Below are 26,767 nucleotides of genomic sequence, written 5' to 3' on the forward strand. Positions count from 1 at the left end.
CGCGGATGGTGTTCGTCAGCAGGCGTCTGTCGGCATGTGATATCGCCCGCTATGATCGGCCGAACGCTCGGCGAGGGGGCTTGATGAGCAACAAGGATGTCGGAGGCCGGCGCCTGAACCTTCAGGCCGCTCTGGGCAGGACGCTGCGTATGCTGCCGCTCATGTGGTCGGGTGCTGCCGGCGCACTGGCGCTGTGCACGGCCCTGTGGCTTCTGCCTGCGTTCTGGACTCCTGAAGGCTGGATTCGGGGAATCTGGGCGCTGGCTGTCGCGGCCTCGACCCTCGGCGCCGTCGGCGCCCTGGCCCGTCTTTCGATCAGCGACGATCTGGCGGAGGCGCGGGCCATGGGCCTCGGTCCGCTGGGGTTGCAGGGGAAACTGCCCGAGGCCCGGCTGCTGGGCGCCCTGCTGCTGTGCCTGCTGTTCCTGGCAATGATCGTGTGCATCCTGGCCCTGGTCGTTCTGGCGATCTTTGGCATGGCGGAACTGAATGTTCAGGCCATTCAGGCGCGGGACTGGGCCGCGGTGGGCGAACCGTGGAAGCTCGGTGTTCTGGCTGTGCTCGGCGTCGGCGCGGTCGCGATTCCCTTGCTGCTCGTCGTTCGGCTGTCCCTGTTCGCGCCCGCCACCCTGGGGCGACGCCAGATGGTGTCGCTGAATGCGATGGGCATCGCCTACGGCAGCTTCTGGCCGCTGCTGGCCGGTTTGATCGTGACGGCCCTGCCCCGGATCGTGCTGCTGATCCTGATCGGGGCCGGCGTGCTGAGCGGGAGGACAGGAGACATCGTCGTGGCGCTGGTTCTGGCCGGTCTGCAACTGCCGCTGACGATCGGTTTCCTCGGCGCCGCCTACCGACAGCTGGAATACTGGTCACCCGAGGAGACGAAGCGATGACGCCGGGCTTTTCCTTCAACGACGCGGTCGGTGCGCCGTTCCTGCTGTTGCGCCGGCGGCCGCTCTATCTCTTCGTCTGGGGGCTGATGATGATGGCGCTGGTCGCCGCCATGTACAGCCTGTTGATCCCCCTCATGGCCTCGATGGTCGGCTCGGCCAGCGGTGAGGAGGCGTTCGACACCTATTTGATGGAGTCGATCCGGCTTCAGGCCGCGATCAATGGCATGAACATCGTAATGTATCTCGTCATGCTGCTGACCTGGACGGCGGCGGCGCGCGCGACCCTGTCGCCGGGGCGAGGGGACCGATTCCTGTTCCTGCGCCTTGGAATGGATGAGGTCCGGGTCGCGGTGACCGTCGTGGCCGTGTTCATCGGTTGGTACATCGCCCTTCTGGTGCTGATCCTGCTCGGCGTCGGGATCGGCGCGGCGCTGTGGAGCTCCAGTCAGGCGACGGCGGTCGGCGTTCTGATCGTCTACGGCCTGCTGGTGTTCGCCCTGTCGATCTGGGGCTGGCTGCGCGTGTCGCTGATCGCGCCGGCCAGTCTGATCCTGAAACGGTTCGCCTTCGCCGAGGGCTGGGCCCTGGCGAGGGGGCAGATGTGGAAGCTGCTTGGCCTGAACCTGGTGGTCTGGCTGATCTACATGGTCAGCCTGATCCTCATGTACGCCCTCGCGGGCACGATCCTCGTGGGAAGTTTCTTCGGTCAGGGCCTGCAGTGGCCGGCGCAGGTCGAGAGCTATGCCGATGTGCAGCCCCTGATCCAGGCGATGATAGTCCCGGCGCTGGTGACCCTGATCCCGTTCTCGATCGTGTTCGGGTGGGTGATGGCTTTGTACGCAGCGCCCGGCGTCGTCGCGGCGCGGCAGTTGCTGGACGGCGTTCCGACGGCCCCGGTCGGGCCGATCCTCGAAGACGCGGCGCCCGTCGATACGCTACAGTCGTGATAGATCTGGATTCAGGGAGGGATTTGATGACCTTTTCAGCGACCGAGGCCGCCTTCGAGGGTTTCCGCGTGGTGCGCCGCCATCCACTGGCGATCGTATTCTGGGCCCTGGCCTATACCGGTTTCTTCGCCGCCTTCTTCGGCCTGTTCGCCGGGCCACTGGCCACGGTTTTGGCGACGACCGAGAGCCTGGAAGGGACCCAGCCCAGCACGCAGGAAATCCAGGTCTTGATGCAGAGCTGGTCGGGCTTCATGGCCCTGGCCCTGCCTCTTAGCCTGGTGCTTGGTGCGGTGCTCAACGCCGCCGTCGCCCGCTCCGTGCTGAGGCCGGCCGAAAAGAGTTTCGGCTACATGCGGCTGGGCGGAGACGAGCTGCGCGTGCTGGTGGTCACTGTGCTTCTCGGCATCGTCTTCTTCGCCGGGACTGTGCTCCTGTTTACGATTGTCGGAGTGGCGGCGGGCGTCGCCGGTCAGGTCAACACGGGTGTCGGCATCCTCGTCGGTGTTCTGCTGGGTCTCGGAGCAGCCGCCCTGCTGATCTGGCTGGCGGTCCGTCTCAGCCTGGCCGTTCCGACCACCTTCCATGAGAAGCGCATCGCGCCCTTCGCCTCCTTTGGCCTGACCAAGGGACATGCGCTGCCGTTGCTCGGCATGGCGGTGATCGCCGTCATCATGTCGATGCTGGTCGGCATCCTCTCCACCATCGTCGCCCTGCCGGTCACCATGGCGACCGGGGGCCTTGAACAGCTCGCGGCGCTCGACGGCCAGTCGACCGCCCAGATCCTTCAGACGGCGGGCGTCGGCCTTCTCGCATGGGGCGCCATCAACGCGATCTTCTCGGCGTTGCAGCTCGCAGTGGTCTACGCACCCTTCTCGGCCGCCTATCGCGACCTGAAGGGCCTTCCGCACGAGTGACCCGGTCGCGCCCGGGCCCGTCCCCCGGACGGGATCGGACAAATTCCGGGGTGTGTGCATCCATCGGGCAGGGCCGGGGCCTCTAGACAGAACGGACCCCTATCCGCTGACCCGTCCGACTGGAGCCCCGCATGACCGGCATTGAACTCTACGCCGGGCGCAAGCCAAGCCACCGGCGGACCTGGACCCTGGCGGCTGTCGCGCTGGGCCTCGTCTTCATGATCGCGGGTCAGGCGGGGGCCATCATTCCGGCCATTGCGACGGGGTTTGTAGTCTCCGGTGGCGGTTCTGACGGTTGGCCGCAGATGGCCTATCAGCTCGGCGCCGCCTTCGGCCTGACGGCGCTTCTGGTCCTGCTCTGGGCCGGGCTGTTTGAACGGCGCGGGCCGTCGGCTCTGGGACTGAATGGCAAGGGCCCGATGCGGTTCGTCCGCGGCTATCTGACGGGTCTCGGGTTCCTGCTGGCCGTCGTCGGCACGATCTGGCTGTCCGGGGGCTATGTGGTCGAAGGGGCCGGCGCCTTTGGCCACGCCGCCCTGGGGGCGGCCCTTCTTCCCATAGGGGTGCTGATGCTGGGCTTCATCATCCAGGGCTCCTCGGAGGAAATCCTGTTCAGGGGCTGGCTGATGCAACTGATCGCCTCACGTCACGGATTATGGGTCGCCGTGATCGCCAATTCGGTCCTGTTCGCCCTTGCCCACGCCGGCAACATCGAACCGTCGAGAGAGTTGCTTGTCGGGCTGGCCAACGTCGTCCTTTTCGGGCTTTTCATCAGCCTCTACGCCGTGCGCGAGGGTTCCTTGTGGGGCGCGTGTGGCTGGCATGCCGCCTGGAACTGGCTTCTGGGCCTCGGATTCGGCCTTGAGGTTTCGGGCCAGGTGATCGACTCCGTGCCGTTGATCACCGATCTGGCGGCCGCGCCGGGTGCGGTCTGGTGGCTGACGGGCGGGGCCTTCGGGCCTGAAGCCAGCCTCGTCACGACCACGGTGCTGCTCATCGGGGTCATCCTGCTGACTCTGCAAGGCCGGACCCGGAACCACGGAGTGCAGGCCGCCTCCGAACCGGCGGAGGCTGCAGCCTGAACCCTCAGGCGCTCCGCCTGAGGGCCGCGACCCGCGCCTTGCGGCGCGTCTCGTGCCGGTCCAGCACCTCCTTGAGGTATTTCCCGGTCCACGACTTGTCGTTGGCCGCAACCTGTTCCGGCGTGCCGACCGCGACGATCTCGCCCCCGCCGTCGCCGCCCTCGGGCCCGAAGTCCAGCAGATAGTCGGCGACCTTGATGACATCGAGGTTGTGCTCGATCACCACGATGGTGTTGCCGCTCTCGACCAGTTCCTGCAGCACTTCCAGCAGCTTCCTCGTATCCTCGAAATGCAGACCCGTCGTCGGCTCGTCGAGGATATAGAGGGTCTTGCCGGTGGCGCGTTTCGACAGCTCCTTCGACAGCTTGACCCGCTGGGCCTCGCCGCCGGACAGGGTCGTCGCCGACTGGCCGACCTTGACGTAGTCGAGACCGACGCGGCTGAGGGTCAGCATCTTGTCGCGGATCGGCGGGACCGCCTTGAAGAACTGTCCGGCCTCCTCGACCGTCATGTCCAGCACGTCGCTGATCGACTTGCCCTTGAAGACGATCTCCAGCGTCTCGCGGTTGTAGCGTTTGCCCTTGCAGATATCGCAGGTGACGTAGACGTCGGGCAGGAAGTGCATCTCGATCTTGATCAGGCCGTCGCCCTGACAGGCCTCGCAGCGCCCGCCCTTGACGTTGAAGCTGAACCGACCCGGCCCGTAGCCGCGCGCCTTTGATTCCGGCAGACCGGCGTACCAGTCCCGGATCGGCCCGAAGGCGCCGGTGTAGGTCGCCGGGTTCGACCGGGGCGTCCGCCCGATCGGCGACTGGTCGATGTCGATGACCTTGTCGAAATGCTCCAGCCCCTCGATCCGGTCGAACGGGGCGGGGGCGTCCGAGGCGTTGTGCAGGCGACGCGCGGCGGCCTTGTAGAGGGTCTCGATGGTGAAGGTGGACTTGCCGCCGCCCGACACCCCGGTGACGCAGGTGAACAGGCCGACGGGAATCTCGCCGGTGACGCTCTTCAGATTGTTGCCGGTGGCGCCCGAGATTTTCAGCGTCTTCTTGCGGTCGACCGGACGGCGACCCTCGGGCGGCAGTTCGATCTCGCGCTCGCCGGTCAGGTACTTGCCGGTCAGGGACTTGGGATTGGCCATGACCTCGGCGGGGGTGCCCTCGGCGCAGATCTCGCCGCCGTGGACGCCGGCGGCCGGACCCATGTCGATGACGTAGTCGGCGGTCAGGATCGCCTCCTCGTCATGCTCGACGACGAGCACGGAGTTGCCGAGGTCGCGCAGGCCGCGCAGCGACTCCAGCAGCCGGCTGTTGTCACGCTGGTGCAGGCCGATCGACGGCTCGTCCAGAACGTACAGTACGCCCGTCAGGCCGGAACCGATCTGCGACGCCAGACGGATGCGTTGGCTCTCCCCGCCGGACAGGGTGCCGGACGACCGCGACAGGCTGAGGTAGTCGAGGCCGACGTTGTTCAGGAACCGCAGCCGGTCGCCGATCTCCTTCAGGATGCGGCGGCCGATCTCCATCTGCTTGTCGGTCAGCTGTTCGGGCAGGGCGCTGACCCAGTCGAAGGCCTTCCTGATCGACAGGGTCGAGATGTCGGCGATGTCGGAGCCGTCGATCTTGACCGCCAGGGCCTCGGGCTTGAGGCGCTTGCCGTGGCAGGCGTCGCAGGGCGTCTCGGACTGGAAGCGGCCCAGTTCCTCTCGGACCCAGGCGCTGTCGGTCTCGCGCCAGCGGCGGTCGAGGTTGGGGACGACGCCTTCGAACGGCTTGGAGACCTCGTATTTCCGGGCGTTGTCGTCATAGACGAACTTGATCTTCTCGGTCCCGGTGCCGTTCAGGATGACTTTCTGGGCCTTCTCCGGCAGATCGCGCCACGGCAAATCCATCGAGAAGCCGTAGTGAAGCGCCAGCGCCTGCAGGGTCTGGGTGTAGAGCGGCGAGGGGCCGCGCGACCACGGGGCGACGGCGCCCTTGTGCAGGGTCTTGTCGCGGTCCGGTATCACCAGATCGGCGTCGAAGGCCAGCTTGACCCCCAGGCCGTCACAGACCGGACAGGCGCCGAACGGGTTGTTGAACGAGAACAGCCGCGGCTCGATCTCGGCGATGGTGAAGCCGGACACGGGGCAGGCGAACTTCTCGGAAAAGGTGATCCGGCGCGGGTCTTCACCCTCGGCCGCATTCGCCCATTCGGCGACGGCGATGCCGTCGGCGAGGCCCAGCGCGGTCTGCAGGCTGTCGGCATAGCGCGCCTCCAGCCCCGCCTTGGTGACGATCCGGTCCACGACGATGTCGATATCGTGCTTGAACTTCTTGTCGAGCGTCGGCGCGTCCTCGATGGCATAGAACTGGCCGTCGATCTTCAGGCGCTGGAAGCCCGAGCGCTGCCACTCGGCGATCTCCTTCCTGTACTCGCCCTTGCGGCCGCGAACGACGGGCGCGAGCAGCAGCAGGCGCTCGCCCTCGGGCAGGGCGCTCAGCTTGTCGACCATCATGGAGATGGTCTGGCTCTCGATCGGCAGGCCGGTCGCGGGCGAATAGGGCACGCCCACCCGCGCCCACAGCAGGCGCATGTAGTCGTGGATCTCGGTCACCGTGCCGACGGTGGAGCGCGGGTTCTTGGACGTCGTCTTCTGTTCGATCGAGATGGCCGGCGACAGGCCCTCGATCAGGTCGACGTCGGGCTTGCCCATCAGCTCCAGGAACTGGCGGGCATAGGCGCTCAGGCTCTCGACATAGCGACGCTGGCCCTCGGCATAGATGGTGTCGAAAGCGAGCGAGGATTTGCCCGACCCCGACAGGCCGGTCATCACGACCAGCTTCTCACGCGGGATGTCGACATCCACGCCCTTGAGATTGTGCTCGCGGGCGCCACGCACGCGAATGAAGTTGTGCTTTTCGGTCATGCTGTCCGGGAACGCGGGAATGCCGGACAGGTGTCCGGTGCGACAACGCTATATGGGAACTGATCTCGCTGATTCAGCAAGAACAATGTGGGAACATAAAGGCGCTGCTGACAGAGGCTGTCACTCGACGAGCGCGGCGCCCGTGTTCAGGGTGATGACGCAGGTGAAGTCGTTCGCGCCGCCCGTCGAACAATAGTCCACGCCGAAAAGATCCCGCTCCACGATTTCCGTCGTCCGGAACGTGCGGCCGTCGACCTGCGCCTCCGTGCCGATGGCCGCGCTGCGGGCCGCCAGACCGTCATAAAGGGCGCGGGCCGGTGCGTCGTTGCAGGTGAACAGGAGCCGGTCGCTGTCGCCTGAATGCGCGTGGCCATAGGCGCCGGCCGCCGTCGCCTGGGCGATGCAGTCGACGAACAGGCGGGCGCGAGCGTGGGGCTGCGTCTGGATCGGGCTGAAGTCGGGCGGTCCGGCGAAGGTCGCCTCCGGCGCGGTGGCGCATCCGGCGACGGCGATGGAGCCGGCGAGGGCAAGGAACGCAAAACGGATCAAGGCGACCTCCGGGGGACGATCCCCTAGCCTGTCACGCCTGGCGGCCTTGCGTCAGCCCCAACCTGCGACGGCGCCCACGCGGCGCGCGGCGACGGGCTCGTTGTAAGCCAGTACGGTGCGTGGCTCCGCCTCGGCCTTGCCGAACAGCCAGCCCTGGCCCAGATCGACGCCGATCTCGCGCAGGACGTCGGCGGCCGCCTCTGTCTCGATCATTTCGGCGATGGTCTCGACCTTCAGTGAGCGGCACAGGTCGACCAGGTGGCCGATCAGAGTCCGGGCGCGCGGATCGCTCTCCAGGCCCTGGACGAAGGTCCCGTCGATCTTGACCGTGTCGACCGACAGGCGGCGCAGATAGTCGTAGCTGGCCGCGCCCGCGCCGAAGTCGTCGATACAGACCTTGATGCCGGCGGCGCGCAGCCCGCCCAGGCGACGGTTGGCGGCCTCGACATCGGACAGGGCGGCGGATTCCGTGACCTCGACGATCAGACGCTTGCGCTCTTCAGGCCGGGACGCGGTCATCCGCAGCAGGGCCTGGACATAGCGGTCGTCGGCCAGCGAGGCGCCCGAGACGTTGATGGCGAACTTTAGCAGTCCCGCGCCCTTCTGGCGCAGTCGGCTCAGAGCCTTCTCGGCCACGGCGACGTCAAAGCTGTCGATCAGCGCCATCTCCTCGGCCATGCGGATGGCGTTGGCCGGGCTTGCCGAGCCCTTGAACCGGGCAAGGGCCTCGAAGTGATGCACGGCCCCGGTCTTCAGGTCGACGATGGGTTGGTAGTGCAGCTCGAACCGACGGTCGCGCACCATCGACTGGAAGGCATGGGCGTCGTTCAGGGTCTGCGACAGGGCAGCGGTGAAGCTGAGTTCCGGCCGGCCGGAACCGCCGTCCTTCAGGCACCCCTCGACCGCAACTCGCAGGGCGCGCAGGGCGCTTAGCGACTCGCCGCCGGCGGTCAGGTCGGATTCCGTCGAAGATGCCGAAAGCTCGAAACCTTCGCTGCGGCCGATCTCATGCATCTCGCCGGCAATGTCGGACTCTTCGCCCCGGTCGCGTATCACGGCGAACCGTTCCGGTCCCAGCTTTCCGGCCGAGGTCCCGGCGAGGGAAGCGGCCTGAAGAGCGGCTTCGACGCGGGCGTTCAGCCGTTCGCCGGCCTCTCCGGTTCCCTGGGCGGCGGCGAGGCCTTCGACATCGACGAAGGCCACGGCCAGCTCGCGCGCCTCCGCAGGTGGAGCCATGATCTCGCGAGCCCGCGCGAGGAAGGCTTCGGGCGTCAGCGCCGGCGCCGCCTCCGCGTCATGCAGACGATAGACCGGGCCTTCCCAGGTCACCGAGCAGGAGACATTGGGCGCCAGGTCTGGCAGCACGAAGAACCGCGCAGTCGCGCGCCTCAACCGCCCCTCGCCGGCATTGAACAGAAGTTCCACCGGCGCCGACCGGCACCCGGGCAGAAGGCCTTTCAACACGTCGTTGAGCGCTTCGGCGCTGGCGGGAGCCACGCGGTTTCCCAGCCGGGCGCCGCAGAATCCTTCAGCAGGGAGGTCGGCCGTGGGTCCCGAACCCAGCCCGAACACCGTCAGCCCCTTGGCGTCGAGCTCAAGCAGCAGGTCGGCGGAAGCGAAGGTGAAACCCAGAAGACGCGTGCGGATCATGGGTTCATCCTGCACGCGCACCGGTTAAGGTTCGCCGCAGAGCCATGCTTAACCGTCCGAAAATTCCCGCGCCGGACGAGTTGGTTCCGGGTGATTCGTTGACGCCGCGAGCACGGCTTCTATGGTGAACAAACCGTAACGACGTTCCCGGAACGCCGGACGGGCCATCCAGACAGGCGGGGGCCGATGAAGACGATCGCGGTGATGTCGCGCAAGGGCGGGGCCGGCAAGTCGACCCTGGCCGTGCACATGGCCGCTGCGGCCGTCGCGGCGGGCAAGCGCGTCATCCTGGTCGATATGGACCCGCAGCGGTCTTCGCTCGAATGGGCCCGCGAGCGCGCTGCCGACTGGCCCCTGGTCATGGAAGGCCGGGCCGGGGCTCTGTTTACGACTCACCGCGCGGCGGAGCGCGAGGGCATCGATCTGCTGATCGTCGACAGCCGGTCGTCGGCGGATGCAGAGGCGTCCGAGGCGGCGCGTCTTGCGGACCTGTGCCTGATCGTCGTCAGACCGAACTTCTTCGATCTGCAGGCCGTCGGTCGGACCGTGCAACTGGTCGAGAACCTGCGCCGCCCGGGCCTGTTCGTGCTGAACCAGGCGCCTGTCCGGCGAAACGGGGCGGAGCCGCGCGTCATCCGCGACGCCATCGACTTTCTGTCGGAATACCGCATCCCCCTGGCCGAGGTCGGCCTGCGCCAGCGCGCCGCCTATCAGAATGCGATGTGGAAGGGCCTGGGCGCCCAGGAAGATCAGCCGGACAGCCAGGCGGCCTTCGAGATCAACAGCCTGTGGGCCTCGCTGGCCGAGCAGCTGTGGCCGGTGGCCGGGCGGCATGTCTATCGCCAGCGAGGCGCCGTGGCGGAGGCCGACGGGCCGCTGGAACTGGCGATGGCCGGCTGACGATCAGGCGGTGCGGTTCAGGGTGACGGCGCGGCTGTCGCCGCCGTTGGCCTGACCGGATGCGCCATAGCCCGTTCCCATGGCCCGCGCTGCGGCAACTTCCTGAGCGATGGTGCGAACAAGGCCCTCCGAGATCGTGCGCGCGGCCTCGACCGTGCGGCCGTGGATGGCCAGCACCGCCTCGAAGGCTTCGGTCGCCTTGACCAGCGCCATCCGCTCGCCGGCGGGCGCGGCCATCAGGAGGGCCCGATTGGCTTTCAGGTGAGCGGATTCCTTGCGGTACTGGTTGGCGAGTTCCTGCGTCTGGGCGAGCCCGGCTGCGACGTCGGCGGCGCGGCGGGTGGCGAAGGCGTCGGTCTCCATCTCCAGCCGGGCGGTGAGCCGGTCGGTCAGCGCCGTGAGGTTGCGCAGATAGGCGGTGGCGGTGGTCGGATCGAGGCTCATGCCGTCGCTCCCGGCAGGGTCTGCGCCTGGGACTGTTCGGCCTGCATGCGGATCATCTCCGAGACGACGGTGTCGGCCAGGCCGATGCCGCCGGCGCGGACGGTCTGTTTGGCCATCTCATCGATCATGAAGCTCCGCCAGGTGCCCTCGGCCTCGCCGCCGCCGAACGGACCATCGGTCTCGATGCCCTCGAACATCGGCTTGAGCATCTGCGACAGGAAGGAGGCCTCGAACCGTTCCGCCGTCTCGCGCATGCGCGGCGTCTCGGCGTTCGGTGCGGCGACGGAGGTCAGCAGGGAGGGGGAGACGGCCAGGTCGCTCATCACAGCACCTCGATGTCGGCCTGCAGCGCGCCCGCCGCCTTGATGGCCTGAAGAATGGAGATCATGTCGCGAGGCGAGACGCCGAGGGCGTTCAGGCCATTGACGAGGGTCGACAGTGAGGTGGCCCCGTTCACCAGCCGGATCTCACGGCCCAGTTCCTCCTCGACCGTGACGTCGGATTGCGGAATGACTGCGGTCTGGCCCTGGCTGAAGGGCGCGGGCTGGCTGACCTGGGGGTTTTCCTGAACCGAGATGGTCAGGTTGCCCTGGGCGATGGCGACGGTGGAGATGCGCACGTTCTCGCCCATGACGATGACGCCGTTGACCTCGTCGATGATGACGCGGGCCGGGGTGTCGACCGCGACCGGCATGTTCTCGACCCGGCTGATGAAGGCCGCCATGCCGAGCTGGGCCGGCGCGCGCAGGGCGATGACCGATCCATTCTCCGCCAGGGCGGTCGCGGGGTAGGTGGCGTTGATGGCGGCGGCGACTCGCTGGGCCGTCGTGAAGTCCGGGTTGCGCAGGGTCAGACGCACTTCGGTGAGACTGTCGAGCTGGAAGCCCGTCTCGCGCTCGACCGTGGCGCCCGAGGCGATGCGGCCCGCCGTCGGCACGCCGCGCGTCACCGAAGAGCCTGAACCGCCCGAGCCCGACACTGCGCCGGTCTGGATCGAGCCCTGACCCACGGCATAGACCTGGCTGTCGGCGCCCTGGAGGCTGGTGACCAGCAGCGTGCCGCCCAGCAGGCTCTTGGCGTCGCACAGGCTGGAGACCGAGATGTCGACCCGCGAGCCGGGCGTGGCGAAGGGCGGCAGTTCGGCGGTCACCATCACCGCGGCCAGGTTCTTGGAGTTGGCGTTGGTCCCGCGGATGTTGACGCCGAGACGCTCGGTCATCCCCTCGAGCGACTGGCGGGTGAAGGGGCAGTTGCGCAAGCTGTCGCCCGTGCCGTTCAGGCCGACGACCAGGCCATAGCCGACCAGCTGGTTGGTGCGGACGCCTTCGATCGAGGCAATGTCCTTGATCCGCGATTGAGCCGACGCCGGGGCGGCCATGACGGCGCCGAGGGCGAGGGGGATCAGGAAGGCGGTGAGAAACTTTTGCACTGGGCAGGCTTTCCGCGACGGTTCGGAGAGGGCGTTGCGAAGATCGTGCCGAACGGAAAGGCGAGTGAAATCAAGGATGGGGTCGGGCCTTGAGGCGTCTCGCCCGGCAAATCCTGCCCTGCCGTTAACCAAACAGTGACGGTCAGCCCACGATGGTGCGGAATGTCCCGGAGTCTCCGCTCATGAAGGTCAACGGCCCATCGGGCGCCGCCCCCGCAGGCGGTCAGCGCTCGGTGCGTTCGGCCGGCGGCTTCTCGATGCCGCAGATGTCCGGCGCCGCTCCGTCGGCAGCGGCCGCAGCGACGGCTCCGGCGTCCGCGGTCGCTGACGTTTCGGCCCTGATGGCGCTGCAGGGCGTCGAAACGGCGACGGAACGCAGGCGTCGCGCCATCCGCCGCGGCGGAACCCTGCTGGACCGTCTGGACGAACTGAAGATCGCCATGCTGTCGGGTGAGGCAGGCGAAGGCGCGCTTGAACGCCTGGGCCGGACCCTGCGCGAGGAGCGCCCGGAGGACGAGGATGCGGGTCTGACCGGTTTGCTGGAACAGATCGACCTTCGCGCCGCAGTTGAACTGGCCAAGGCCGAAGTTCGCCGCAACGCAGCATAAGTGCCGGAAAACCGGTCTCATTCCCCCGTTCGGGGAGCGAAGTGAGGACGAAATGTCACGGTGCCGGTTGCAACGAAGCTTTACCGCGATCACGGACGCGCGAACCCGGTTGCCGCGACTCTCTGGCCTGCCTATACGCCGTCGTGCGCCATGGGGGGCGTTGTTCTAGAGTGTGAGTGCGATGACCGCATTGGCCTCGATCGTGTCTGACGAACCGGTCGCCTACCGACCTTCCGACGACGAGCCGTTCATGAATGAACGTCAGCTCGCCTATTTCAAGCACAAGCTCATGGCCTGGCGGGATGACATCCTGCGCGAGTCCAAGGGCACCGTCGTCAACCTGAAGGCCGAGACGGAGAACCATCCGGACCTGGTCGATCGGGCCTCGTCGGAATCGGACCGCGCGCTGGAACTGCGCACCCGTGACCGTCAGCGCAAGCTGATCTCCAAGATCGAGGACGCGCTGCGTCGCATCGAGGACGGCTCCTACGGCTACTGCGAGGACACCGGCGAACCCATCGGTCTCGGCCGACTGGAAGCCCGCCCGACCGCGACCATGTCCGTGGAAGCCCAGGAACGCCACGAGCGCCGCGAACGGGTCCACCGGGACGACTGAACCGTCTTCCTTCTCCCCTTGCGGGAGAAGGTGGCTGAGCGAAGCAAAGTCGGATGAGGGGTCACGCTGACCTCACCGATTGCTGCCTTGCCTCGCACGGACACGCCCGTGCGACCCCTCACCCGATCGCGCCAGAACGACGGCTTCGCCGCCGTGCGCAATCTCCCTCTCCCGCAAGGGGAGAGGGATATCTACTCTGGAATATCGCTGAAGTTGCCGTAACCCGAGCGCGCCAGGTTGCCGAAGCGCGTCGTGTCCGCGTCGAAGCTCAGCTTCACGATGCCGATCGGGCCGTGGCGCTGCTTGCCGATGACCACCTCGGCCTGGTGCTCCAGAAGGTCCATGTCCTCCTGCCATTTCAAATGCTCTTCCGTGCCTTCGCGGGGCTCGGTGCGGCCGAGGTAGTAGCTTTCGCGATAGACGAACATCACGCAGTCGGCGTCCTGCTCGATCGAGCCGGATTCACGCAGATCGGACAGTTGCGGCCGTTTGTCCTCGCGGTTTTCGACCTGACGCGACAGCTGCGACAGGGCGATGATCGGGACGTTCAACTCCTTGGCCAGGGCCTTCAGGCCGCCGGTGATCTCGGACACCTCCTGCACGCGGTTCTTCTGGGCATTGCCCTCGCCGACGGTGATGAGCTGGAGGTAGTCGACAATGATCAGGTCGAGGCCCTGTTCCATCCGCTTCAGCCGCCGCGCGCGGGCGGCGAGCTTGGAGATGGCCAGGCCGCCGGTGGCGTCGATGTAGAGGGGGCTCTCGCCGATCTCTATGGCCGCGTCGCGCACCTTGCCGAAGTCGCTGGCGTCGATCTCGCCCTTGCGCAGACGGTCGGACGACACGCCGGAGGCGTCGGCCAGAATACGCATGGCCAGCTGTTCGGCGCTCATTTCCAGAGAGAAGAAGGCGACGACGCCGCCCGAGACGGTCTTGCGTCCGTCCGGGGTCGGCTCCCACCGATAGTTGCGGGCGACATTGAAGGCGATGTTGGTCGCCAGCGCCGTCTTGCCCATCGAAGGACGGCCCGCGAGGATCAGAAGGTCGGACGGATGCATGCCGCCGAGCTTGGAATCAAGGTCGTCGAGGTGGGTGGCCAGACCCGCCAGCTTGCCGTCCCGCTGATAGGCCTCGCCTGCCATCTGCACGGCGCCGGCGAGCGCCGTCGAGAAGCTGACGAAGCCGGACGAGGGCGCGCCGGTCTCGGCCAGGGAGTACAGGGTCAGTTCGGCCTGTTCGATCTGCTCCAGCGCCGCGCGCTCGGGATCGGGAGCCTCCTTGATGATGTCGCCGCCGATGCGGATCAGGTCGCGGCGCAGGGCCAGGTCGTAGACGACACGGGCGTAGTCCGGCGCGTTGGCGCCCGGGGGCGCGCGGTCCATCAGATCGGCCAGATAGCGCAGGCCGCCGAACTCGGCGAAGGCCGGATCCTGTTTGAACCGCTCCATCAGGATGGTCGGCTCGGCCAGCATGCCCTGGCGGATGTGATCCTCAATGGCGTCGTAGAGCCGCTGGTGGAAGGGTTCGTAGAAGTGCGAGCCGCGCAGGCGGTCGCTCAGACGCTCGAAGATGGCGTTGTCGAACATCAGGGCGCCCAGCAGCGCCTGTTCCGCCTCGAGGTTGTGCGGGAGCGACGGCACGGCGACGGCGTCGTTGAAGGGAGAGAAAGCGTTCATCGGGTTAACGCTTACCCGTCGCACGCCCCTGCGACACGGTCGGTCGCACCCTCAAACGGGGATGAAAGCCGCCAGTCTGTGGACCGCTGGTAAATCCCTAGGCGGATCAGTTCCGGGTCAGGCGGCGGGGCAGGGGTAGCGGTCCGCCATCCACTCGCGGATGCCGTCGGTCGGGGTCATCCGCGTGCGCCGTGCCTGGGGGATGGCGTTCAGGAAGGCCAGCAGCTGACGCGGGTTGACCTCCATTCGAGCCGGCGGGCAGGCGGCGGGGCGACGCCCGGCGGCGCGCGCCGCACGGGTCTCGGCGCCGACCGCAGTGAAGGCCGCATTGGCTTCGTTCATCAGCCGGCGTGCGTCAGGCCTGAGCGCGGCGAGTGGGTTCAGCGGGATGCGGTTCGCGCGGGTGACGAAGGTGTCAAGCGTACCGTTCGACTGGGCGAAGGCGGGCGCTGCGCACGCGACGGCGACGGCCAGGGCGATGGCGGCGGTTTTCATTTTCGGACCCCTCCGGTTGATGGCCAAGCTTCAACCTCCGCTCGTGGCGGAAGCATGGCGCCTCAAAACGAAAACGGCGCGGAGATTGCTCTCCGCGCCGTCGCCGTGTCCGAAACGGACGTCTTTAGAAGTTGTAGCTCACCCGGGCGAACAGGAAGCGGCCGTTGAAGCCGTAGGGCGAGAAGCCGGGGAAGCCCACCGAACCCGTACCGCCGTTGATCGTGGAGGGGGTGAAGTTCGGGTACTCGTCCGTCAGGTTGTTGACGCCCACCGCGGCCGTCACGCCCATCGGGAAGGTGTAGCGGCCTTCCAGATCGACCAGGGTCGCGTCGCCGGTCTGGTAGTCCAGGGTCGCGGTGTTGTTGGCGATCAGAACGCTGCCGTAGTAGGTCGCGCGGGCCGTGGCGGAGAAGTCGCCCAGGTTCCAGTCGACGCTGCCGACGACCTTGCGCCTGGGCGTGCCGTCCGAGAACGACAGCTGGTTGGCGCGGTCGAACAGGTAGCCCGGCGAGGTCGGGATGGCGACCGTCGAAGGCACCTCCGGCAGTTCCGTGATCTCGGTCGCGTTGAAGTTCGCGGCGCCTGTGAAGGTGAACTGGCCGAAGTCCTGCTGCGTGCGGTAGCGAGCCACGACGTCCAGGCCGTTGGTCGAGGTGCCGACGCCGTTGAGGAAGAAGCGGGCTCCAGTCACGCCGAACGGGGCCAGCAGGGCCAGAGTCGCATTCGTAGTGGCCGCCGTCTGGCTGGGTCGGGTCAGGCCGAGAGTCTCGGAGTAGATAATCCGGTCCTCGATATCGATGCGATAGGCGTCGACCGTCAGCTCGAACCCGCCGTTCCGCAGGATGAAGCCGCCCGAGAAGTTGGTCGAATGCTCCGGCTCCAGCGGACGCGAACCCAGGGCGATGGCGACCGGGTCGTTGACGCGGAACGAACCGGCCTGGACCAGCGAGGTGACGGGCACGCCGCCGACCACGGTGGTGACCAGGTTGGTCGCGACGTAGCTGAAGAACTGCTGCTGCAGGGCCGGAGCCTTGAAGCCCGTCGAGATCGCGCCGCGCAGGGCGAAGTGGTCATTGAAGTCATAGCGCGCCGAAAGCTTGCCGGTCAGGGTGTCGCCGAAGTCGGAATAGTCCTCGTACCGGGCGGCGAACCCGAGCGTGAACGCCTCGGTGAAGCGGCCTTCCAGGTCGACATAGGCGCTGATGTTGCTGCGATCCTCGTCCACCACGTTCGACGGCTGGAAGCCCGGGAAGCCCTGGGCGCCGGCGCCGGCGTTGAGCGGGCCCTTGTTGTAGGAGGTGGGTTCCCCGGCGGAGACTTCGAAGGTCTCGCGGCGGTATTCGAGGCCGAAGGCGAGGTTCAGCGGCTCGAACAGACCCGCCTCGATCTGCTTCACGCCGTCGGCCGCGACGGTCAGCTGGTCATAGGCCAGGCCGCCGGCGTCGAAGGAGGTCTGCGACGCTGCGCCGTAGGAGGCGTTCAGGCTGTTGAAGACATTGTACTCCAGTTCGTTGCGGCCGTATCCGATCGAGAAGTCCCAATCGATCCCGCCGCCTTCGCCCTTCAGGCCGCCGAACAGGTTGAAGTCGTCGATACCGGCCCCGATCATCGGCAGGAAGCCGTTCGGGTAGATGGCGAGGACGTTGTTGCCGTTGTTGAACGCGCGCGCGGTGGCGGCCGATTCCGAGTCGCGGTGCTGGAAGCCGCCGAAGGCGTAGGCTTCCCAGCCGTTCTGCAGAGGCTTGCCTGCGTTGAACCAGACCGATTGGGCGCTGGTCTTCGGATCGCCGAAGCGGCCGATGACGCTGGTGGCCGATCCGCCGACCACGCTGCCGGGGGCGGCGAAGTCGGAACGGTTGGTCGGATCGCGCTCCTGGACTTCGCCCGACAGGGTCAGGAAGCCGTCGCCGAACAGGGGCAGGCCGATCCAGCCGGACAGGGACATCTGCTCGCCGTCGTTGCGGGTGTGCGAGCCGCGGGCGGTGTCAAACTCGGTGTCGTAGACGCCGTAGACGGCGGTCAGGCCGCCGCCGGAGTTGGCTTCACGCAGGCGCAGGTTGATCACGCCGGCGATGGCGTCGGCGCCGTACTGGGCCGAGGCGCCGTCGCGCAGGACTTCGACGTTGCCGAGGGTGACTGCGGGGACGGTGTTCAGGTCGAACGCTGTCGAGCCGCGACCCAGGTTGCCGTTGACGTTGACCAGGGCGGCGACGTGGCCGCGCTGGCCGTTGATCAGGACCAGGGTCTGGTCGGGGGCGAGGCCGCGCAGGGTCGCCGGACGGACGTGATCGGAACCGTCCGAGATGGCGGGACGGGGGAAGTTGATGGCCGGAGCCGTTGCGGCCAGCGCGGCGGCCAGCTCGGTGCCGGCTCCTTGGCGGGTCAGGACCTCGCCCGAGATCACGTCCACGGGTGCGACCGAGTCCAGACGGGTCCGGCCGACGGTGCGGGTGCCGGTGACGATGATCTCGTCGACGGCGGTCGCTTCTTCCTGCGGCGCCGTCTGGGCCAGGGCCGCGATCGGGCAGGCGAGCAGGGTCGCCGCAGAGGTGAAGCCAAGGAGGATGGAGCGAGAAATTCTGAGGTGCATGACGAGCCTGACGAGATTGGGCCGACGCGGGACGCGCGGCGCGAGATATTGGGTCCGAGGTCCGGCGTTGACCGCCGTGTGGTTATCGGCCGACCAGCCGCGCAAGATTATTGCGCGGACCGGCGCGGACGCCCCCCTGTCGTGCAAGCTGGGTGCGTCCGGAGACCCGGTCAAGCTAGGGTTAACGTAAGTGGCTGGCCTCGTTGCAATTTTGACATAGTTTCTGCGACCCGTTCGCGACGCGCAGCAAAAAGGGCGTGTCCGGAGGACACGCCCTTTAGCGTCTCTATCGGTTCGTCGAACCGATCTTCAGGATCAGGCCTCGGAGCCGAGACCGTCCTGCTGGCCGGCGCCGCCTTCGACCATGTCGCGGGCCTGTTCGGCGGCCGCGTTACGGTCTTCGTCGTAGGCCGACTTGATCACGTCCTCACCCTTCGCCTGACGTTCGGCTTCGTCGGCCGAGCGGGCGATGTTGATCTTGACCGTGGCCGAGACTTCGGCGTGCAGGCGCACGACGACTTCATGGACGCCCAGGGTCTTGATCGCCGTGTTGAGGGCGATTTGCGAACGCTCGACCTTGCCGCCTTCAGCCTGGATGGCTTCGGCGACGTCGCGACCGGCGACCGATCCGTACAGCTGACCGGTTTCGCCGGCCTGGCGGATCATGACGTAGGACTGACCGTCGATCTTGTCGGCGATCTTCTGCGATTCACCCTTGTTCTTCTCGTTGCGGGCCTCGATGGCGGCGCGGTCGAGTTCGAACTTCTCGAGGTTCTTGGAGGTGGCCCGCAGCGCCTTTTCACGGGGCAGCAGGAAGTTACGGGCGAAGCCATCCTTGACGGTGACGACGTCGCCGATGGCGCCGAGGTTCTCGACGCGTTCGAGCAGAACGACCTTCATCTTACTTCACCACGTAGGGCAGGAGGGCCAGATAGCGAGCGCGCTTGATGGCCTTGGCCAGTTCGCGTTGCTTGATCTGGGACACGGCAGTGATGCGCGAGGGCACGATCTTGCCGCGTTCGGAAATGTAGCGCTGCAGCAGCTTGACGTCCTTGTAGTCGATCTTCGGCGCGCCTTCGCCCGAGAACGGGCAGACCTTGCGGCGACGATAGAAGGGACGGCGGCCGGCCGAACCCGAACCCGCGGGGGTGCCGGGAACGTTGGGCGAGGAGGTGGTGTCAGTCATGTTTCCAGATCTCCTTACGCGGCCACGTCGGCGTCTTCACGCGGACCACGCTCACGGTCGCGTTCACGCTCGCGCTCACGACGGGCCAGCAGCGGCGACAGCTCGAGGTCCAGCTCTTCGACCTTGACGGTCAGCCAGCGCAGGACGTCTTCGTTGATGCCGAGCTGACGCTCGACTTCGGCCATGGCTGGAGGCGGGCAATCGATCGCCAGCAGGGAATAGTGAGCCTTGCGGTTCTTCTTGACCCGGTAGGTCAGGTTGCGCAGGCCCCAGTACTCGATCTTGGCGACGGAACCGCCGCCGGCCACGATGAGGTCCTTGATGGTGTCGTTGAGGGCTTCGGCCTGTTGCGCGCTGATATCCTGGCGCGACATGACCGTGTGCTCGTAAAGAGCCATTCGGTAGTCTCCCTTGTAGGGCGTCGGCGCAGACGGACCGGGTAAAGTCCGAACCACGATGGATCCTGAAGCGGCGGCCGGGATGACTTCCCGAACCCTTTGGTGTTCCGCATCAGGACCGAAGCCCTGGAAAGCGGGCGCGTATAGGGGAAAAGGGCGCGAGAGGCAAGGCGCGGGTCTGGTGACGCCATCCTGCCCGCGTCCAGAGAATTTCATTCCCCTTCTCGCATCGGTTGTTATCATCTCAACGGGTGGAGCCAACCCGCCGTTCAACTGGGTCAGAGACCTTTGTCAATGGAGCCTCCGGTGCAACTGATCGCAGCCTTGGTCGCCGTTACCTTGGGCGCGGACCCGTTGGTGCTTTCGGGCTTGGGCCCGGACGTCGCCGCCCGGTGCAATCCCGTGCCGGCCAAATCGTCCCAATCCAGCGTGCTGGCTGCGTTGATCCCCACCGGTCCGCTTTCTGCTGAAACGGTTGAAAACCATGCAGGCAAAGAACTGCACGTCCAGCTTTTCGGGAGCGAGAATCTACAAACCTTGATCGTCTACCAAGGGGCGGAGACCGATCCCTATGATCGACATGTCTGCATCATATCCACGAGCGATTACGACTCGCCGGACACACGCAGCGCTCTGGCCTGGTCCGTTCAGCGTGTCCTGGATATCATCTATTACAGCGGCCCAGGCTTCTGAATTTTCGGCTTGATTGGGCGCGGGGCTGTTGGTTCTGCGTCTCCGGCAAGGTCGGGTGAAGTTCCGCAACATCCCGCCCGATGCTTGCCCGTTCGGCCCAACCGGCCTACCCCTCCGCGCTTCTGACAATCGCCACGGACCCTATCGATGACCCTCGCCCTCCTGTTCCCCGGACAAGGCAGCCAGGCGGTCGGCATGGGGGCGGCGCTGGCCGACGCCTTCGGATCGGCGCGCGATGTGTTCGCTGAGATCGACCAGGCGCTGGGACAGGATCTGTCCGGACTGATGCGGAACGGACCCGAGGATCAGCTGACCCTGACCGAGAACGCCCAGCCGGCCCTGATGGCCGTGTCGCTGGCCGTCATGCGGGTGCTGGACAAGGAATACGGTATCGCCGTCGATCGCGCTGCTTTCGTCGCCGGCCATTCGCTGGGCGAGTATTCCGCGCTGGCAGCGGCGGGCGCACTGTCGATCGCGGACACCGCCAGGCTGCTGAAGCTGCGCGGCCAGGCCATGCAGCGCGCCGTGCCGGTGGGGCAGGGGGCGATGGCCTCCCTGATCGGGCCGAAGACGGATCTGGCGCTGGCCGAGGCCGCCGCCGCCGCAGGCGCAGAGGTCGGGGTCTGCGTCGTCGCCAACGACAACAACAACGGCAATGTCGTCATCTCGGGCGAGAAGGCCGCGGTCGACCGCGCCATCGAGAAGGCCAAGGAATTGGGCGCGCGGGCCATCCCGCTGAACGTCTCGGCGCCCTTCCACTGCCCCCTGATGCAGCCCGCCGCCGACGAGATGGCGACGGCGCTCGCTTCGGCCGCCCTGATCGCACCGTCCGCGGCCGTCGTCGCCAATGTGACCGCCCGTCCAGAGCGCGACGCCGACACGATCCGTCGCCTGCTGGTCGAACAGGTCACCGGTCGCGTCCGCTGGCGCGAGTCGATGGACTGGATGGCCACCGAGGGCGGCGTCACTCGTTTCGTCGAAATCGGCTCGGGCAAGGTCCTGACCGGCATGGCCAAGCGGATCGCGCCGGATGCCGAGAGCCTGGCCCTCAACAGCCCCGAAGATATCGAGGCCTTCGCGAAGTCGCTTTGATTTCCTTCTCCCCTTGCGGGAGAAGGTGGCAGCCTCCGACTTGATCGGGGGCTGACGGATGAGGGGTCGCACTGGCGTTTCCAGTGATCCCTCGCAACCCAACCGGAGAGGTCCGTGTGACCCCTCATCCGGCCCTCCGGGCCACCTTCTCCCGCAGGGGGAGAAGGGACAGGGAGACTGAAATGTTCGATCTCACAGGCAAGACCGCCCTCGTCACCGGCGCCACGGGTGGCATCGGCGGAGCCGTCGCCCGCGCCCTGCATGCCCAGGGCGCCACCGTCGTCCTGTCCGGCACGCGCGAGGCCGTGCTGGCCGATCTGGCGAAGCAACTCGCCGAGCGCGCGCATTTCGCCACCGCCAACCTGTCGGACCCGGCCTCGGTCGACGCACTGGTCGGCGTGGCGGAAGAGGTCGCGGGCGCGGGCCTGGATATCCTCGTGGCCAACGCCGGCATCACGAAGGATGGATTGCTGATGCGGATGAAGGACGAGGACTTCCAGTCTGTCCTGACCGTCAATCTGGAGAGCTATTTCCGCCTGTCGCGCGCCGCGATGAAGGGGATGATGAAGCGCCGCTCGGGCCGGATCATCGGCGTCACCTCGGTCGTCGGCGTCACCGGCAACGCCGGCCAGACCAACTATGCGGCCTCCAAGGCCGGCATGATCGGCTTCTCCAAGTCCCTGGCCCAGGAAGTCGGGTCGCGGGGAATCACCGTGAACTGCATCGCCCCGGGCTTCATCACCTCGCCGATGACCGACGTGCTGAACGAGCAGCAGCGCGAGGGCATTCTGCGGAACATCCCCGCCGGCCGCCTGGGCACGGGCGACGAGATCGCCGCCGCCGCCGTCTATCTGTCGTCGGACGAGGCCGCCTATGTCACGGGGCAGACCCTGCACGTGAACGGCGGCATGGCGATGATCTGATGATCGCCCTGCGGTATCTGGCGACGATCTTCAGCGGGCCGCTGCTGCTGGTCGGAGTCATCTGGGTGTTGCAGGGGCTGAACATCCTTCCGGGCAGCTTCATGACGGGTCAGATCATCTGGGCCGTCTATGGCGCGCCCATGGCTCTGGCGGGCGGCGCGTTGGCCTGGTGGGTCAACCGCCGTCGTTGATCAAACACCCGGGCTCAAGCCGCGCGACCGCGCGATCAGCCCTCAAGGACTGTTTCACACCTATTTCCCTCCGTGAGGGGTGTGCTAAAGGCCGCGCAACCGGTTGGGTCAATGAGGCGTTGCCTCTTGCGCAAGCGGAGCCGTCGTGAGACGGCAAGACCACCATACGCCGCCCCGGCGGCTCTAGAAGGCAGAGACACCCATGTCCGATACCCTGGAACGCGTCCGCAAGATCGTCATCGACCACCTGGACGCCGATCCGGACAAGGTCACCGAAAAGGCCAGCTTCATCGACGACCTGGGCGCTGACTCGCTCGACAACGTCGAACTGGTCATGGCCTTCGAGGAAGAGTTCGATATCGAAATCCCTGACGACGCCGCTGAGCACATTCAGACCGTCGGCGACGCCGTGAAGTTCATCGACGAGAAGACTGCGGCCTAAGCCAACGTCCCACCGGCATTCAATGGCCGCCCGGCCCTCCTAGCGGAGAGGCCCGGCGGCCATTATTGTTTCTGATTCAGAGTTTCCTGAAGCTGGAGCCCGACAATATGCGTCGCGTCGTCGTCACCGGTCTCGGTCTTGTCACGCCCCTGGGCAACGGGGTCGAACACAGCTGGAAGGGCATCGTCGAGGGCAGATCGGGCATCGCCCCGATCACCGCCTTCGACACCGAAGGCTACGGCTGCACGATCGCGGGCGAGGTCCCCAGCGTGGACGGGCGGGGCGGCGGCGGTCCTGACGTCCCCGGAAGCTTCGATCCCGACGCCATCATGTCCGCCAAGGACCGCAAGCGCGTCGACGACTTCATCCTGTTCGGCATCGCGGCGGCCGATGAGGCCCTGAACGACGCCAACTGGCATCCCGAGACCGACGAGGACAAGGAACGCACCGGCGTCATGATGGGCGCCGGTATCGGCGGCCTGGGTCCCATCGCCGAGAGCGCCCAGATTCTGGCGACCAGCGGCCCGCGCCGCATCAGCCCCTTCTTCATCCCCTCGGCCCTGATCAACTTGGCCTCGGGTCAGATCTCGATTCGTCACGGCCTTAAGGGGCCGAACCATGCCGTGGTCACGGCCTGCGCCTCGGGCGTCCACGCCATCGGCGACGCGGCCCGGATGATCATGCTGGACGACGCCGACGTCATGGTCGCGGGCGGGGCGGAAAGCTCCATCGTCCCCATCGGCATCGCCGGCTTCCTGGCCTGCAAGGCCCTTTGCACCGCCTACAACGACACGCCCGAGAAGGCCTCGCGCCCCTATGACCGCGGCCACGCCGGCTTCGTCATGGGCGAGGGCGCAGGCGTCGTGATCCTCGAGGAATACGAACACGCCAAGGCGCGCGGCGCGAAGATCTACGCCGAGGTCATCGGCTACGGCATGAGCGGCGACGCCTACCACATCACCGCTCCGTCCGAGGACGGCGACGGCGCCTATCGCGCCATGAAGGCGGCGGTGAAACGGGCCGGGATCGCGATCGAGGACATCGACTACGTCAACGCCCACGGCACCTCGACCATGGCCGACTGGATCGAGCTGCGCGCCGTGGAACGGCTGGTCGGCGACCACGCGAAGGACATGGCCATGTCCTCCACCAAGTCGATGACCGGCCACCTGCTGGGCGCAGCCGGGGCCATCGAGGCGGTGTTCTCGGTCCTCGCCATCCGCGACCAGATCGCCCCGCCAACGATCAACCTCGACGATCCCGAACACGAAACCGCCATCGACCTCGTGCCACACAAGGGCAAACCGATGGAGATCGATGTGGCCATGTCCAACAGCTTCGGGTTCGGCGGCACCAACGCCTCCATCATCTTCCGCAAGGTCACCTGATCGTGGCGGATGCCGGGGGGGCGCCGAAGCGGAAACGTCCGGGTCTGATCGTGGCGCTGCTGGCGGCGTCCGCGACCTTCAGCCTGTTCCTGATCGCCGCCCTGGCCTGGGGCTGGAGCGTCTACTATTCGCCCGGCCCGACGGCGCGCGAGGGCGACACCACGGTGGTCACCCTGCCCAGCGGCTCCGGCGTCTCGGCCATCGCCGCGACCCTGAAGAACGCGGGCGTCATCCGGTCGGTCGACATGTTCAAGGCCGCCGCCACCTTGACCGGCGCCGATCGCAAGCTGCGCGCCGGCGAATACGAGGTGCCGACGCGCGCGTCGCTGAAGGCCGTGATCGGTCTGCTGACCGACGGCCGCGTGGTGCGCCACTTCGTGACCATCCCCGAGGGCTGGTCGTCGGCCCAGGCGGTGGACATCCTGAACGCTGAGACGATCCTGACCGGGACCATCGACGAAATTCCCGAAGAAGGCTCCTTGTGGGCCGATACATTCGAGATCTCGCGCGGCCAGACCAGGGCCTCGGTCATCGCCCGCATGCAGCGCGACGCCGCCGATAACCTGGCCGAACTCTGGGCGGCACGCAGCCCCAACACCGTGGTTCGCACGCCTGAGGAAGCCGTCATCCTGGCCTCTATCGTCGAGAAGGAAACCGGTCTGGCGCGCGAACGGCCGCGTGTCGCCGCCGTGTTCTCGAACCGGCTGCGGATGGGCATGCGGCTGGAGAGCGATCCGACCATCATCTACGGCATCACCAAGGGCCGGCCGCTCGGCCGTGGCATCCGTCTGTCGGAGCTGCAGCGCGACACCGGATGGAACACCTATCTGATCGACGGCCTGCCCCCGACGCCGATCGCCAACCCGGGCCGTCAGGCGCTGGAGGCGGTGCTCAATCCGCCCGCGACCCAGGACCTGTTCTTCGTCGCCGACGGCACCGGTGGTCACGCCTTCGCCCGGACGTATGAGGAGCATCTGATGAACGTGTCGCGCTGGCGGGCGATCGAGGCGGGCAAGGCCCCGCCGGCCGAGGCCCTGCCGCCCGGCGCGGTCCCCGGCGCGCCGCCCCCCGGACAGGGTACGCCCGAAGGCGCGGCCGTCGCCCCGCCGACCGTGACCGGCGAAGCCGTCATCACCATGCAGGCGCCGGGAACGGTGACCCCCTCGCGCACCCTGCGTCCCGCGACGCCCGCCGCACCCACGACCCCGGCGGCGGGTCAGTGAGCCTGCTCTCTGGCCCCATCTTGTCTGGAATGACCGGCTTCGGCCGCGCCGACGGGGCGCTCGACGGCTGGACCTGGTCGGTCGAGGCCCGCTCGGTCAACGGCCGCAATCTGGAAGTCCGCTTCCGGGGCCCCAACGGCTTCGACAACCTCGAACGCCTCGCCAAGGCCGCCGGCCAGTCCCGCCTCAGCCGGGGCCAGGTCACAATCGGCATCCAGGCGCGCAGGGCGGCCGGTGACGCGTCGAGCCTGAAGGTCAACGAGGCCGTGCTGGTTCGCTATCTCCAGCTCGCCAACCAGCTGGCGGAGGAGGGTGCGACCCCGCCGTCCGCCGACGGCCTGCTGGCCCTGCGCGGCGTTCTCGACACCGATGAAGAGGCCGAGGACCCCGAGGCGCGCGCCCCCATTGAGGCCGCGATGGCGGCCACGGTCGAACAGGCGCTCGACGCCCTTAAGATCTCCCGCGAACGCGAAGGCGCCCAGCTGCGGCCTGTAGTCGAGGATTTCGTCTCCCGCATCGAAGGACTGGTCGCCACGGCCGAGACTGAGGCCGCCGCCCAGACCGAAGCCGTCCGTGACCGGTTCGCCCGCCGCATGGGCGAACTGGCTCCCGACGCGCCCGGCCTCGAGGACCGCATTGTGCTGGAAGCCGCCGCCCTCGCGACCAAGGCCGACGTCCGCGAGGAGTTGGACCGGTTGACCGCCCACGTCGCCTCCGCCCGCGCCCTGCTGGATCAACCACCCTCGGGCCGCAAATTGGACTTCCTGATGCAGGAGTTCATGCGCGAGGCGAACACACTGTGCTCGAAATCGGCTACGACCGCGCTGACCGCCACGGGCCTCGACCTGAAGGCGGTCATCGAGCAGCTTCGAGAACAGGTCCAGAATGTCGAATGAACGCACGCCCCGCCGGGGCGTCCTCCTGATCGTCGCCAGCCCCTCTGGCGCCGGCAAGACGTCGCTGTGTCGTCGCCTGATGGCCGACCACGGCGGGCTGGAGCTGTCGGTCTCGATGACCACGCGCGGCATCCGCCCGGGCGAGGTCGCCGACCGCGACTATCACTTCGTCAGCGCCGAAGAGTTCCAGAAGGGCATCGACGAAGACGCCTTCCTCGAATGGGCCGACGTCCACGGCAATCGCTACGGCTCACCGCGCGCGCCGGTCGACAAGGCCCTGGCCGAGGGCCGCGACGTGCTGTTCGACATCGACTGGCAGGGCGCGCGCGATATCGCGGTGAAATGCCCGGAAGACGCCGTGCGCGTCTTCATCCTGCCGCCCAGCCTTGAAGAGCTGAAACGCCGTCTGGTGACCCGGTCACAGGACGCCGACGACGTCATCGAGCGTCGGATCGCCAACGCCAAGGGCGAGATCGAGCACTGCGGAGAGTTCGACTACGTCTTCGTCAACGACGACTTCGACCGCTCCTATGCCGAGCTGGCCCACATCTATCACGCCGAGCGCAGCCGCCGGTTCCGGAACGTGTGGGTCGGCGGCTACCAGTCGGCCCTGCTGGCCGAGGACGTTTGAGCCTGT

28 protein-coding genes are annotated in these 26,767 nt (G+C 67.1%); 16 read left to right on the forward strand and 12 right to left on the reverse strand.

Annotation, left to right across the window (positions count from 1 at the left end):
* The first annotated feature begins 83 nt into the window (after window positions 1-83).
* The 4 genes from ACW17Y_RS04815 (at window position 84) to ACW17Y_RS04830 (ending at window position 3,836) form a co-directional block, all read left to right on the forward strand.
* Entirely contained in the window at window positions 84-893 is an 810-nt protein-coding gene (locus ACW17Y_RS04815) for a hypothetical protein (protein WP_492037641.1), read from the forward strand.
* Window positions 890-1,840 (forward strand): hypothetical protein, encoded by a 951-nt coding sequence (locus ACW17Y_RS04820; RefSeq protein WP_492037642.1) that lies wholly within the window; start codon window positions 890-892, stop codon window positions 1,838-1,840. The genes ACW17Y_RS04815 and ACW17Y_RS04820 overlap by 4 nt, the downstream gene beginning before the upstream one ends.
* Window positions 1,841-1,866: 26 nt before the next feature.
* The gene (locus ACW17Y_RS04825) at window positions 1,867-2,754 is read left to right on the forward strand and encodes a hypothetical protein (RefSeq protein ID WP_492037643.1); all 888 of its coding nucleotides are present in this window, start codon (window positions 1,867-1,869) and stop codon (window positions 2,752-2,754) included.
* A 131-nt stretch (window positions 2,755-2,885) separates the two neighbouring features.
* Window positions 2,886-3,836 carry a CPBP family intramembrane glutamic endopeptidase gene (locus tag ACW17Y_RS04830; RefSeq protein WP_492037644.1) on the forward strand — a complete coding sequence of 317 codons (951 nt, stop codon included), beginning with the start codon at window positions 2,886-2,888 and terminating at the stop codon, window positions 3,834-3,836.
* A 4-nt stretch (window positions 3,837-3,840) separates the two neighbouring features.
* Here the strand turns inward: ACW17Y_RS04830 and uvrA are convergent, their stop codons facing one another.
* The 3 genes from uvrA to ACW17Y_RS04845 all read right to left on the reverse strand — a co-directional run bounded on the left by uvrA (window position 3,841) and on the right by ACW17Y_RS04845 (window position 8,943).
* On the reverse strand, window positions 3,841-6,744 hold the full coding sequence (gene uvrA / locus ACW17Y_RS04835) for an excinuclease ABC subunit UvrA (RefSeq protein WP_492037645.1): 2,904 nt from the start codon (window positions 6,742-6,744) through the stop codon (window positions 3,841-3,843).
* A gap of 120 nt (window positions 6,745-6,864) precedes the next feature.
* Complete coding sequence (locus ACW17Y_RS04840) at window positions 6,865-7,293, reverse strand: hypothetical protein (RefSeq protein ID WP_492037646.1); 429 nt, start codon at window positions 7,291-7,293, stop codon at window positions 6,865-6,867.
* 51 nt (window positions 7,294-7,344) lie between these two features.
* Window positions 7,345-8,943, reverse strand: coding sequence for an EAL domain-containing protein (locus ACW17Y_RS04845; protein ID WP_492037647.1), 1,599 nt, complete (start codon window positions 8,941-8,943; stop codon window positions 7,345-7,347).
* A 186-nt stretch (window positions 8,944-9,129) separates the two neighbouring features.
* Here ACW17Y_RS04845 and ACW17Y_RS04850 point away from each other — a divergent pair, with 186 nt between their 5' ends.
* Complete coding sequence (locus ACW17Y_RS04850) at window positions 9,130-9,843, forward strand: nucleotide-binding protein (RefSeq protein ID WP_492037648.1); 714 nt, start codon at window positions 9,130-9,132, stop codon at window positions 9,841-9,843.
* A 3-nt stretch (window positions 9,844-9,846) separates the two neighbouring features.
* Here ACW17Y_RS04850 and ACW17Y_RS04855 read toward each other — a convergent pair whose 3' ends face one another.
* From ACW17Y_RS04855 to ACW17Y_RS04865, 3 genes are read right to left on the reverse strand one after another with little or no spacing between them, the layout of a single operon-like run.
* A complete protein-coding gene (locus tag ACW17Y_RS04855) occupies window positions 9,847-10,287 on the reverse strand; it encodes a flagellar basal-body protein FlbY (RefSeq protein WP_492037649.1) in 441 nt (146 codons plus the stop codon).
* Entirely contained in the window at window positions 10,284-10,610 is a 327-nt protein-coding gene (locus tag ACW17Y_RS04860; protein ID WP_492037650.1) for a rod-binding protein, read from the reverse strand. Before ACW17Y_RS04860 ends, ACW17Y_RS04855 begins: the two co-directional genes overlap by 4 nt.
* The gene (locus tag ACW17Y_RS04865) at window positions 10,610-11,665 is read right to left on the reverse strand and encodes a flagellar basal body P-ring protein FlgI (protein WP_492038243.1); all 1,056 of its coding nucleotides are present in this window, start codon (window positions 11,663-11,665) and stop codon (window positions 10,610-10,612) included. The genes ACW17Y_RS04860 and ACW17Y_RS04865 overlap by 1 nt, the downstream gene beginning before the upstream one ends.
* 233 nt (window positions 11,666-11,898) lie before the next feature.
* Between ACW17Y_RS04865 and ACW17Y_RS04870 the strand changes: the two genes are divergently transcribed.
* Both ACW17Y_RS04870 and dksA read left to right on the forward strand, forming a co-directional pair.
* The gene (locus ACW17Y_RS04870) at window positions 11,899-12,324 is read left to right on the forward strand and encodes a flagellar assembly protein FliX (protein ID WP_492037651.1); all 426 of its coding nucleotides are present in this window, start codon (window positions 11,899-11,901) and stop codon (window positions 12,322-12,324) included.
* A 181-nt stretch (window positions 12,325-12,505) separates the two neighbouring features.
* Window positions 12,506-12,940, forward strand: a complete 435-nt coding sequence (gene dksA / locus ACW17Y_RS04875) for an RNA polymerase-binding protein DksA (protein ID WP_298163436.1) — start codon at window positions 12,506-12,508, stop codon at window positions 12,938-12,940.
* A 191-nt stretch (window positions 12,941-13,131) separates the two neighbouring features.
* Here the strand turns inward: dksA and ACW17Y_RS04880 are convergent, their stop codons facing one another.
* The 6 genes from ACW17Y_RS04880 to rpsF form a co-directional block, all read right to left on the reverse strand.
* Complete coding sequence (locus ACW17Y_RS04880; protein ID WP_428152309.1) at window positions 13,132-14,613, reverse strand: replicative DNA helicase; 1,482 nt, start codon at window positions 14,611-14,613, stop codon at window positions 13,132-13,134.
* 117 nt (window positions 14,614-14,730) lie between these two features.
* Window positions 14,731-15,108, reverse strand: a complete 378-nt coding sequence (locus ACW17Y_RS04885; RefSeq protein WP_492037652.1) for a hypothetical protein — start codon at window positions 15,106-15,108, stop codon at window positions 14,731-14,733.
* 124 nt (window positions 15,109-15,232) lie between these two features.
* Window positions 15,233-17,698: a TonB-dependent receptor plug domain-containing protein gene (locus ACW17Y_RS04890; RefSeq protein WP_492037653.1), complete on the reverse strand. Its 2,466-nt coding sequence runs from the start codon at window positions 17,696-17,698 to the stop codon at window positions 15,233-15,235.
* A gap of 315 nt (window positions 17,699-18,013) precedes the next feature.
* Window positions 18,014-18,598 (reverse strand): 50S ribosomal protein L9, encoded by a 585-nt coding sequence (gene rplI, locus ACW17Y_RS04895; RefSeq protein WP_492037654.1) that lies wholly within the window; start codon window positions 18,596-18,598, stop codon window positions 18,014-18,016.
* A gap of 1 nt (window position 18,599) precedes the next feature.
* Window positions 18,600-18,884, reverse strand: coding sequence for a 30S ribosomal protein S18 (gene rpsR / locus ACW17Y_RS04900; protein WP_428152313.1), 285 nt, complete (start codon window positions 18,882-18,884; stop codon window positions 18,600-18,602).
* A 14-nt stretch (window positions 18,885-18,898) separates the two neighbouring features.
* Window positions 18,899-19,282, reverse strand: a complete 384-nt coding sequence (gene rpsF / locus ACW17Y_RS04905; protein WP_492037655.1) for a 30S ribosomal protein S6 — start codon at window positions 19,280-19,282, stop codon at window positions 18,899-18,901.
* Window positions 19,283-19,588: 306 nt separating this feature from the next.
* On the opposite strand from rpsF, the gene ACW17Y_RS04910 reads away from it, so the two are divergent.
* The 9 genes from ACW17Y_RS04910 to gmk all read left to right on the forward strand — a co-directional run bounded on the left by ACW17Y_RS04910 (window position 19,589) and on the right by gmk (window position 26,761).
* Complete coding sequence (locus ACW17Y_RS04910; protein ID WP_492037656.1) at window positions 19,589-19,975, forward strand: hypothetical protein; 387 nt, start codon at window positions 19,589-19,591, stop codon at window positions 19,973-19,975.
* 147 nt (window positions 19,976-20,122) lie between these two features.
* Entirely contained in the window at window positions 20,123-21,067 is a 945-nt protein-coding gene (fabD, locus tag ACW17Y_RS04915; RefSeq protein ID WP_492037657.1) for an ACP S-malonyltransferase, read from the forward strand.
* Window positions 21,068-21,249: 182 nt separating this feature from the next.
* On the forward strand, window positions 21,250-21,990 hold the full coding sequence (fabG, locus tag ACW17Y_RS04920) for a 3-oxoacyl-[acyl-carrier-protein] reductase (protein WP_492037658.1): 741 nt from the start codon (window positions 21,250-21,252) through the stop codon (window positions 21,988-21,990).
* Window positions 21,990-22,181, forward strand: a complete 192-nt coding sequence (locus ACW17Y_RS04925) for a hypothetical protein (RefSeq protein WP_492037659.1) — start codon at window positions 21,990-21,992, stop codon at window positions 22,179-22,181. Before fabG ends, ACW17Y_RS04925 begins: the two co-directional genes overlap by 1 nt.
* A gap of 202 nt (window positions 22,182-22,383) precedes the next feature.
* Window positions 22,384-22,623, forward strand: coding sequence for an acyl carrier protein (locus ACW17Y_RS04930; protein ID WP_013270001.1), 240 nt, complete (start codon window positions 22,384-22,386; stop codon window positions 22,621-22,623).
* A 107-nt stretch (window positions 22,624-22,730) separates the two neighbouring features.
* The gene (fabF, locus tag ACW17Y_RS04935) at window positions 22,731-24,011 is read left to right on the forward strand and encodes a beta-ketoacyl-ACP synthase II (protein ID WP_492038244.1); all 1,281 of its coding nucleotides are present in this window, start codon (window positions 22,731-22,733) and stop codon (window positions 24,009-24,011) included.
* A 2-nt stretch (window positions 24,012-24,013) separates the two neighbouring features.
* Window positions 24,014-25,234: an endolytic transglycosylase MltG gene (mltG, locus tag ACW17Y_RS04940; protein ID WP_492037660.1), complete on the forward strand. Its 1,221-nt coding sequence runs from the start codon at window positions 24,014-24,016 to the stop codon at window positions 25,232-25,234.
* Between the two features lie 29 nt (window positions 25,235-25,263).
* On the forward strand, window positions 25,264-26,130 hold the full coding sequence (locus ACW17Y_RS04945; protein WP_492038245.1) for a YicC/YloC family endoribonuclease: 867 nt from the start codon (window positions 25,264-25,266) through the stop codon (window positions 26,128-26,130).
* Window positions 26,120-26,761: a guanylate kinase gene (gene gmk, locus ACW17Y_RS04950; RefSeq protein WP_492037661.1), complete on the forward strand. Its 642-nt coding sequence runs from the start codon at window positions 26,120-26,122 to the stop codon at window positions 26,759-26,761. The genes ACW17Y_RS04945 and gmk overlap by 11 nt, the downstream gene beginning before the upstream one ends.
* Window positions 26,762-26,767: the final 6 nt, after the last annotated feature.

The sequence above is a fragment of the Brevundimonas sp. AVps7 genome (genome assembly GCF_058681545.1).

Bases quoted from the DNA above. Each gene is read 5' to 3' on its own strand.
- ACW17Y_RS04815 (WP_492037641.1), top strand. From the start codon at position 84: ATGAGCAACAAGGATGTCGGAGGCCGGCGCCTGAACCTTCAGGCCGCT.
- ACW17Y_RS04820 (WP_492037642.1), top strand. From the start codon at position 890: ATGACGCCGGGCTTTTCCTTCAACGACGCGGTCGGTGCGCCGTTCCTG.
- ACW17Y_RS04825 (WP_492037643.1), top strand. From the start codon at position 1,867: ATGACCTTTTCAGCGACCGAGGCCGCCTTCGAGGGTTTCCGCGTGGTG.
- ACW17Y_RS04830 (WP_492037644.1), top strand. From the start codon at position 2,886: ATGACCGGCATTGAACTCTACGCCGGGCGCAAGCCAAGCCACCGGCGG.
- uvrA (WP_492037645.1), bottom strand. From the start codon at position 6,744: ATGACCGAAAAGCACAACTTCATTCGCGTGCGTGGCGCCCGCGAGCAC.
- ACW17Y_RS04845 (WP_492037647.1), bottom strand. From the start codon at position 8,943: ATGATCCGCACGCGTCTTCTGGGTTTCACCTTCGCTTCCGCCGACCTG.
- ACW17Y_RS04850 (WP_492037648.1), top strand. From the start codon at position 9,130: ATGAAGACGATCGCGGTGATGTCGCGCAAGGGCGGGGCCGGCAAGTCG.
- ACW17Y_RS04855 (WP_492037649.1), bottom strand. From the start codon at position 10,287: ATGAGCCTCGATCCGACCACCGCCACCGCCTATCTGCGCAACCTCACG.
- ACW17Y_RS04860 (WP_492037650.1), bottom strand. From the start codon at position 10,610: ATGAGCGACCTGGCCGTCTCCCCCTCCCTGCTGACCTCCGTCGCCGCA.
- ACW17Y_RS04865 (WP_492038243.1), bottom strand. From the start codon at position 11,665: ATGGCCGCCCCGGCGTCGGCTCAATCGCGGATCAAGGACATTGCCTCG.
- ACW17Y_RS04870 (WP_492037651.1), top strand. From the start codon at position 11,899: ATGAAGGTCAACGGCCCATCGGGCGCCGCCCCCGCAGGCGGTCAGCGC.
- dksA (WP_298163436.1), top strand. From the start codon at position 12,506: ATGACCGCATTGGCCTCGATCGTGTCTGACGAACCGGTCGCCTACCGA.
- ACW17Y_RS04880 (WP_428152309.1), bottom strand. From the start codon at position 14,613: ATGAACGCTTTCTCTCCCTTCAACGACGCCGTCGCCGTGCCGTCGCTC.
- ACW17Y_RS04885 (WP_492037652.1), bottom strand. From the start codon at position 15,108: ATGAAAACCGCCGCCATCGCCCTGGCCGTCGCCGTCGCGTGCGCAGCG.
- ACW17Y_RS04890 (WP_492037653.1), bottom strand. From the start codon at position 17,698: ATGCACCTCAGAATTTCTCGCTCCATCCTCCTTGGCTTCACCTCTGCG.
- rplI (WP_492037654.1), bottom strand. From the start codon at position 18,598: ATGAAGGTCGTTCTGCTCGAACGCGTCGAGAACCTCGGCGCCATCGGC.
- rpsR (WP_428152313.1), bottom strand. From the start codon at position 18,884: ATGACTGACACCACCTCCTCGCCCAACGTTCCCGGCACCCCCGCGGGT.
- rpsF (WP_492037655.1), bottom strand. From the start codon at position 19,282: ATGGCTCTTTACGAGCACACGGTCATGTCGCGCCAGGATATCAGCGCG.
- fabD (WP_492037657.1), top strand. From the start codon at position 20,123: ATGACCCTCGCCCTCCTGTTCCCCGGACAAGGCAGCCAGGCGGTCGGC.
- fabG (WP_492037658.1), top strand. From the start codon at position 21,250: ATGTTCGATCTCACAGGCAAGACCGCCCTCGTCACCGGCGCCACGGGT.
- ACW17Y_RS04925 (WP_492037659.1), top strand. From the start codon at position 21,990: ATGATCGCCCTGCGGTATCTGGCGACGATCTTCAGCGGGCCGCTGCTG.
- ACW17Y_RS04930 (WP_013270001.1), top strand. From the start codon at position 22,384: ATGTCCGATACCCTGGAACGCGTCCGCAAGATCGTCATCGACCACCTG.
- fabF (WP_492038244.1), top strand. From the start codon at position 22,731: ATGCGTCGCGTCGTCGTCACCGGTCTCGGTCTTGTCACGCCCCTGGGC.
- ACW17Y_RS04945 (WP_492038245.1), top strand. From the start codon at position 25,264: ATGACCGGCTTCGGCCGCGCCGACGGGGCGCTCGACGGCTGGACCTGG.
- gmk (WP_492037661.1), top strand. From the start codon at position 26,120: ATGTCGAATGAACGCACGCCCCGCCGGGGCGTCCTCCTGATCGTCGCC.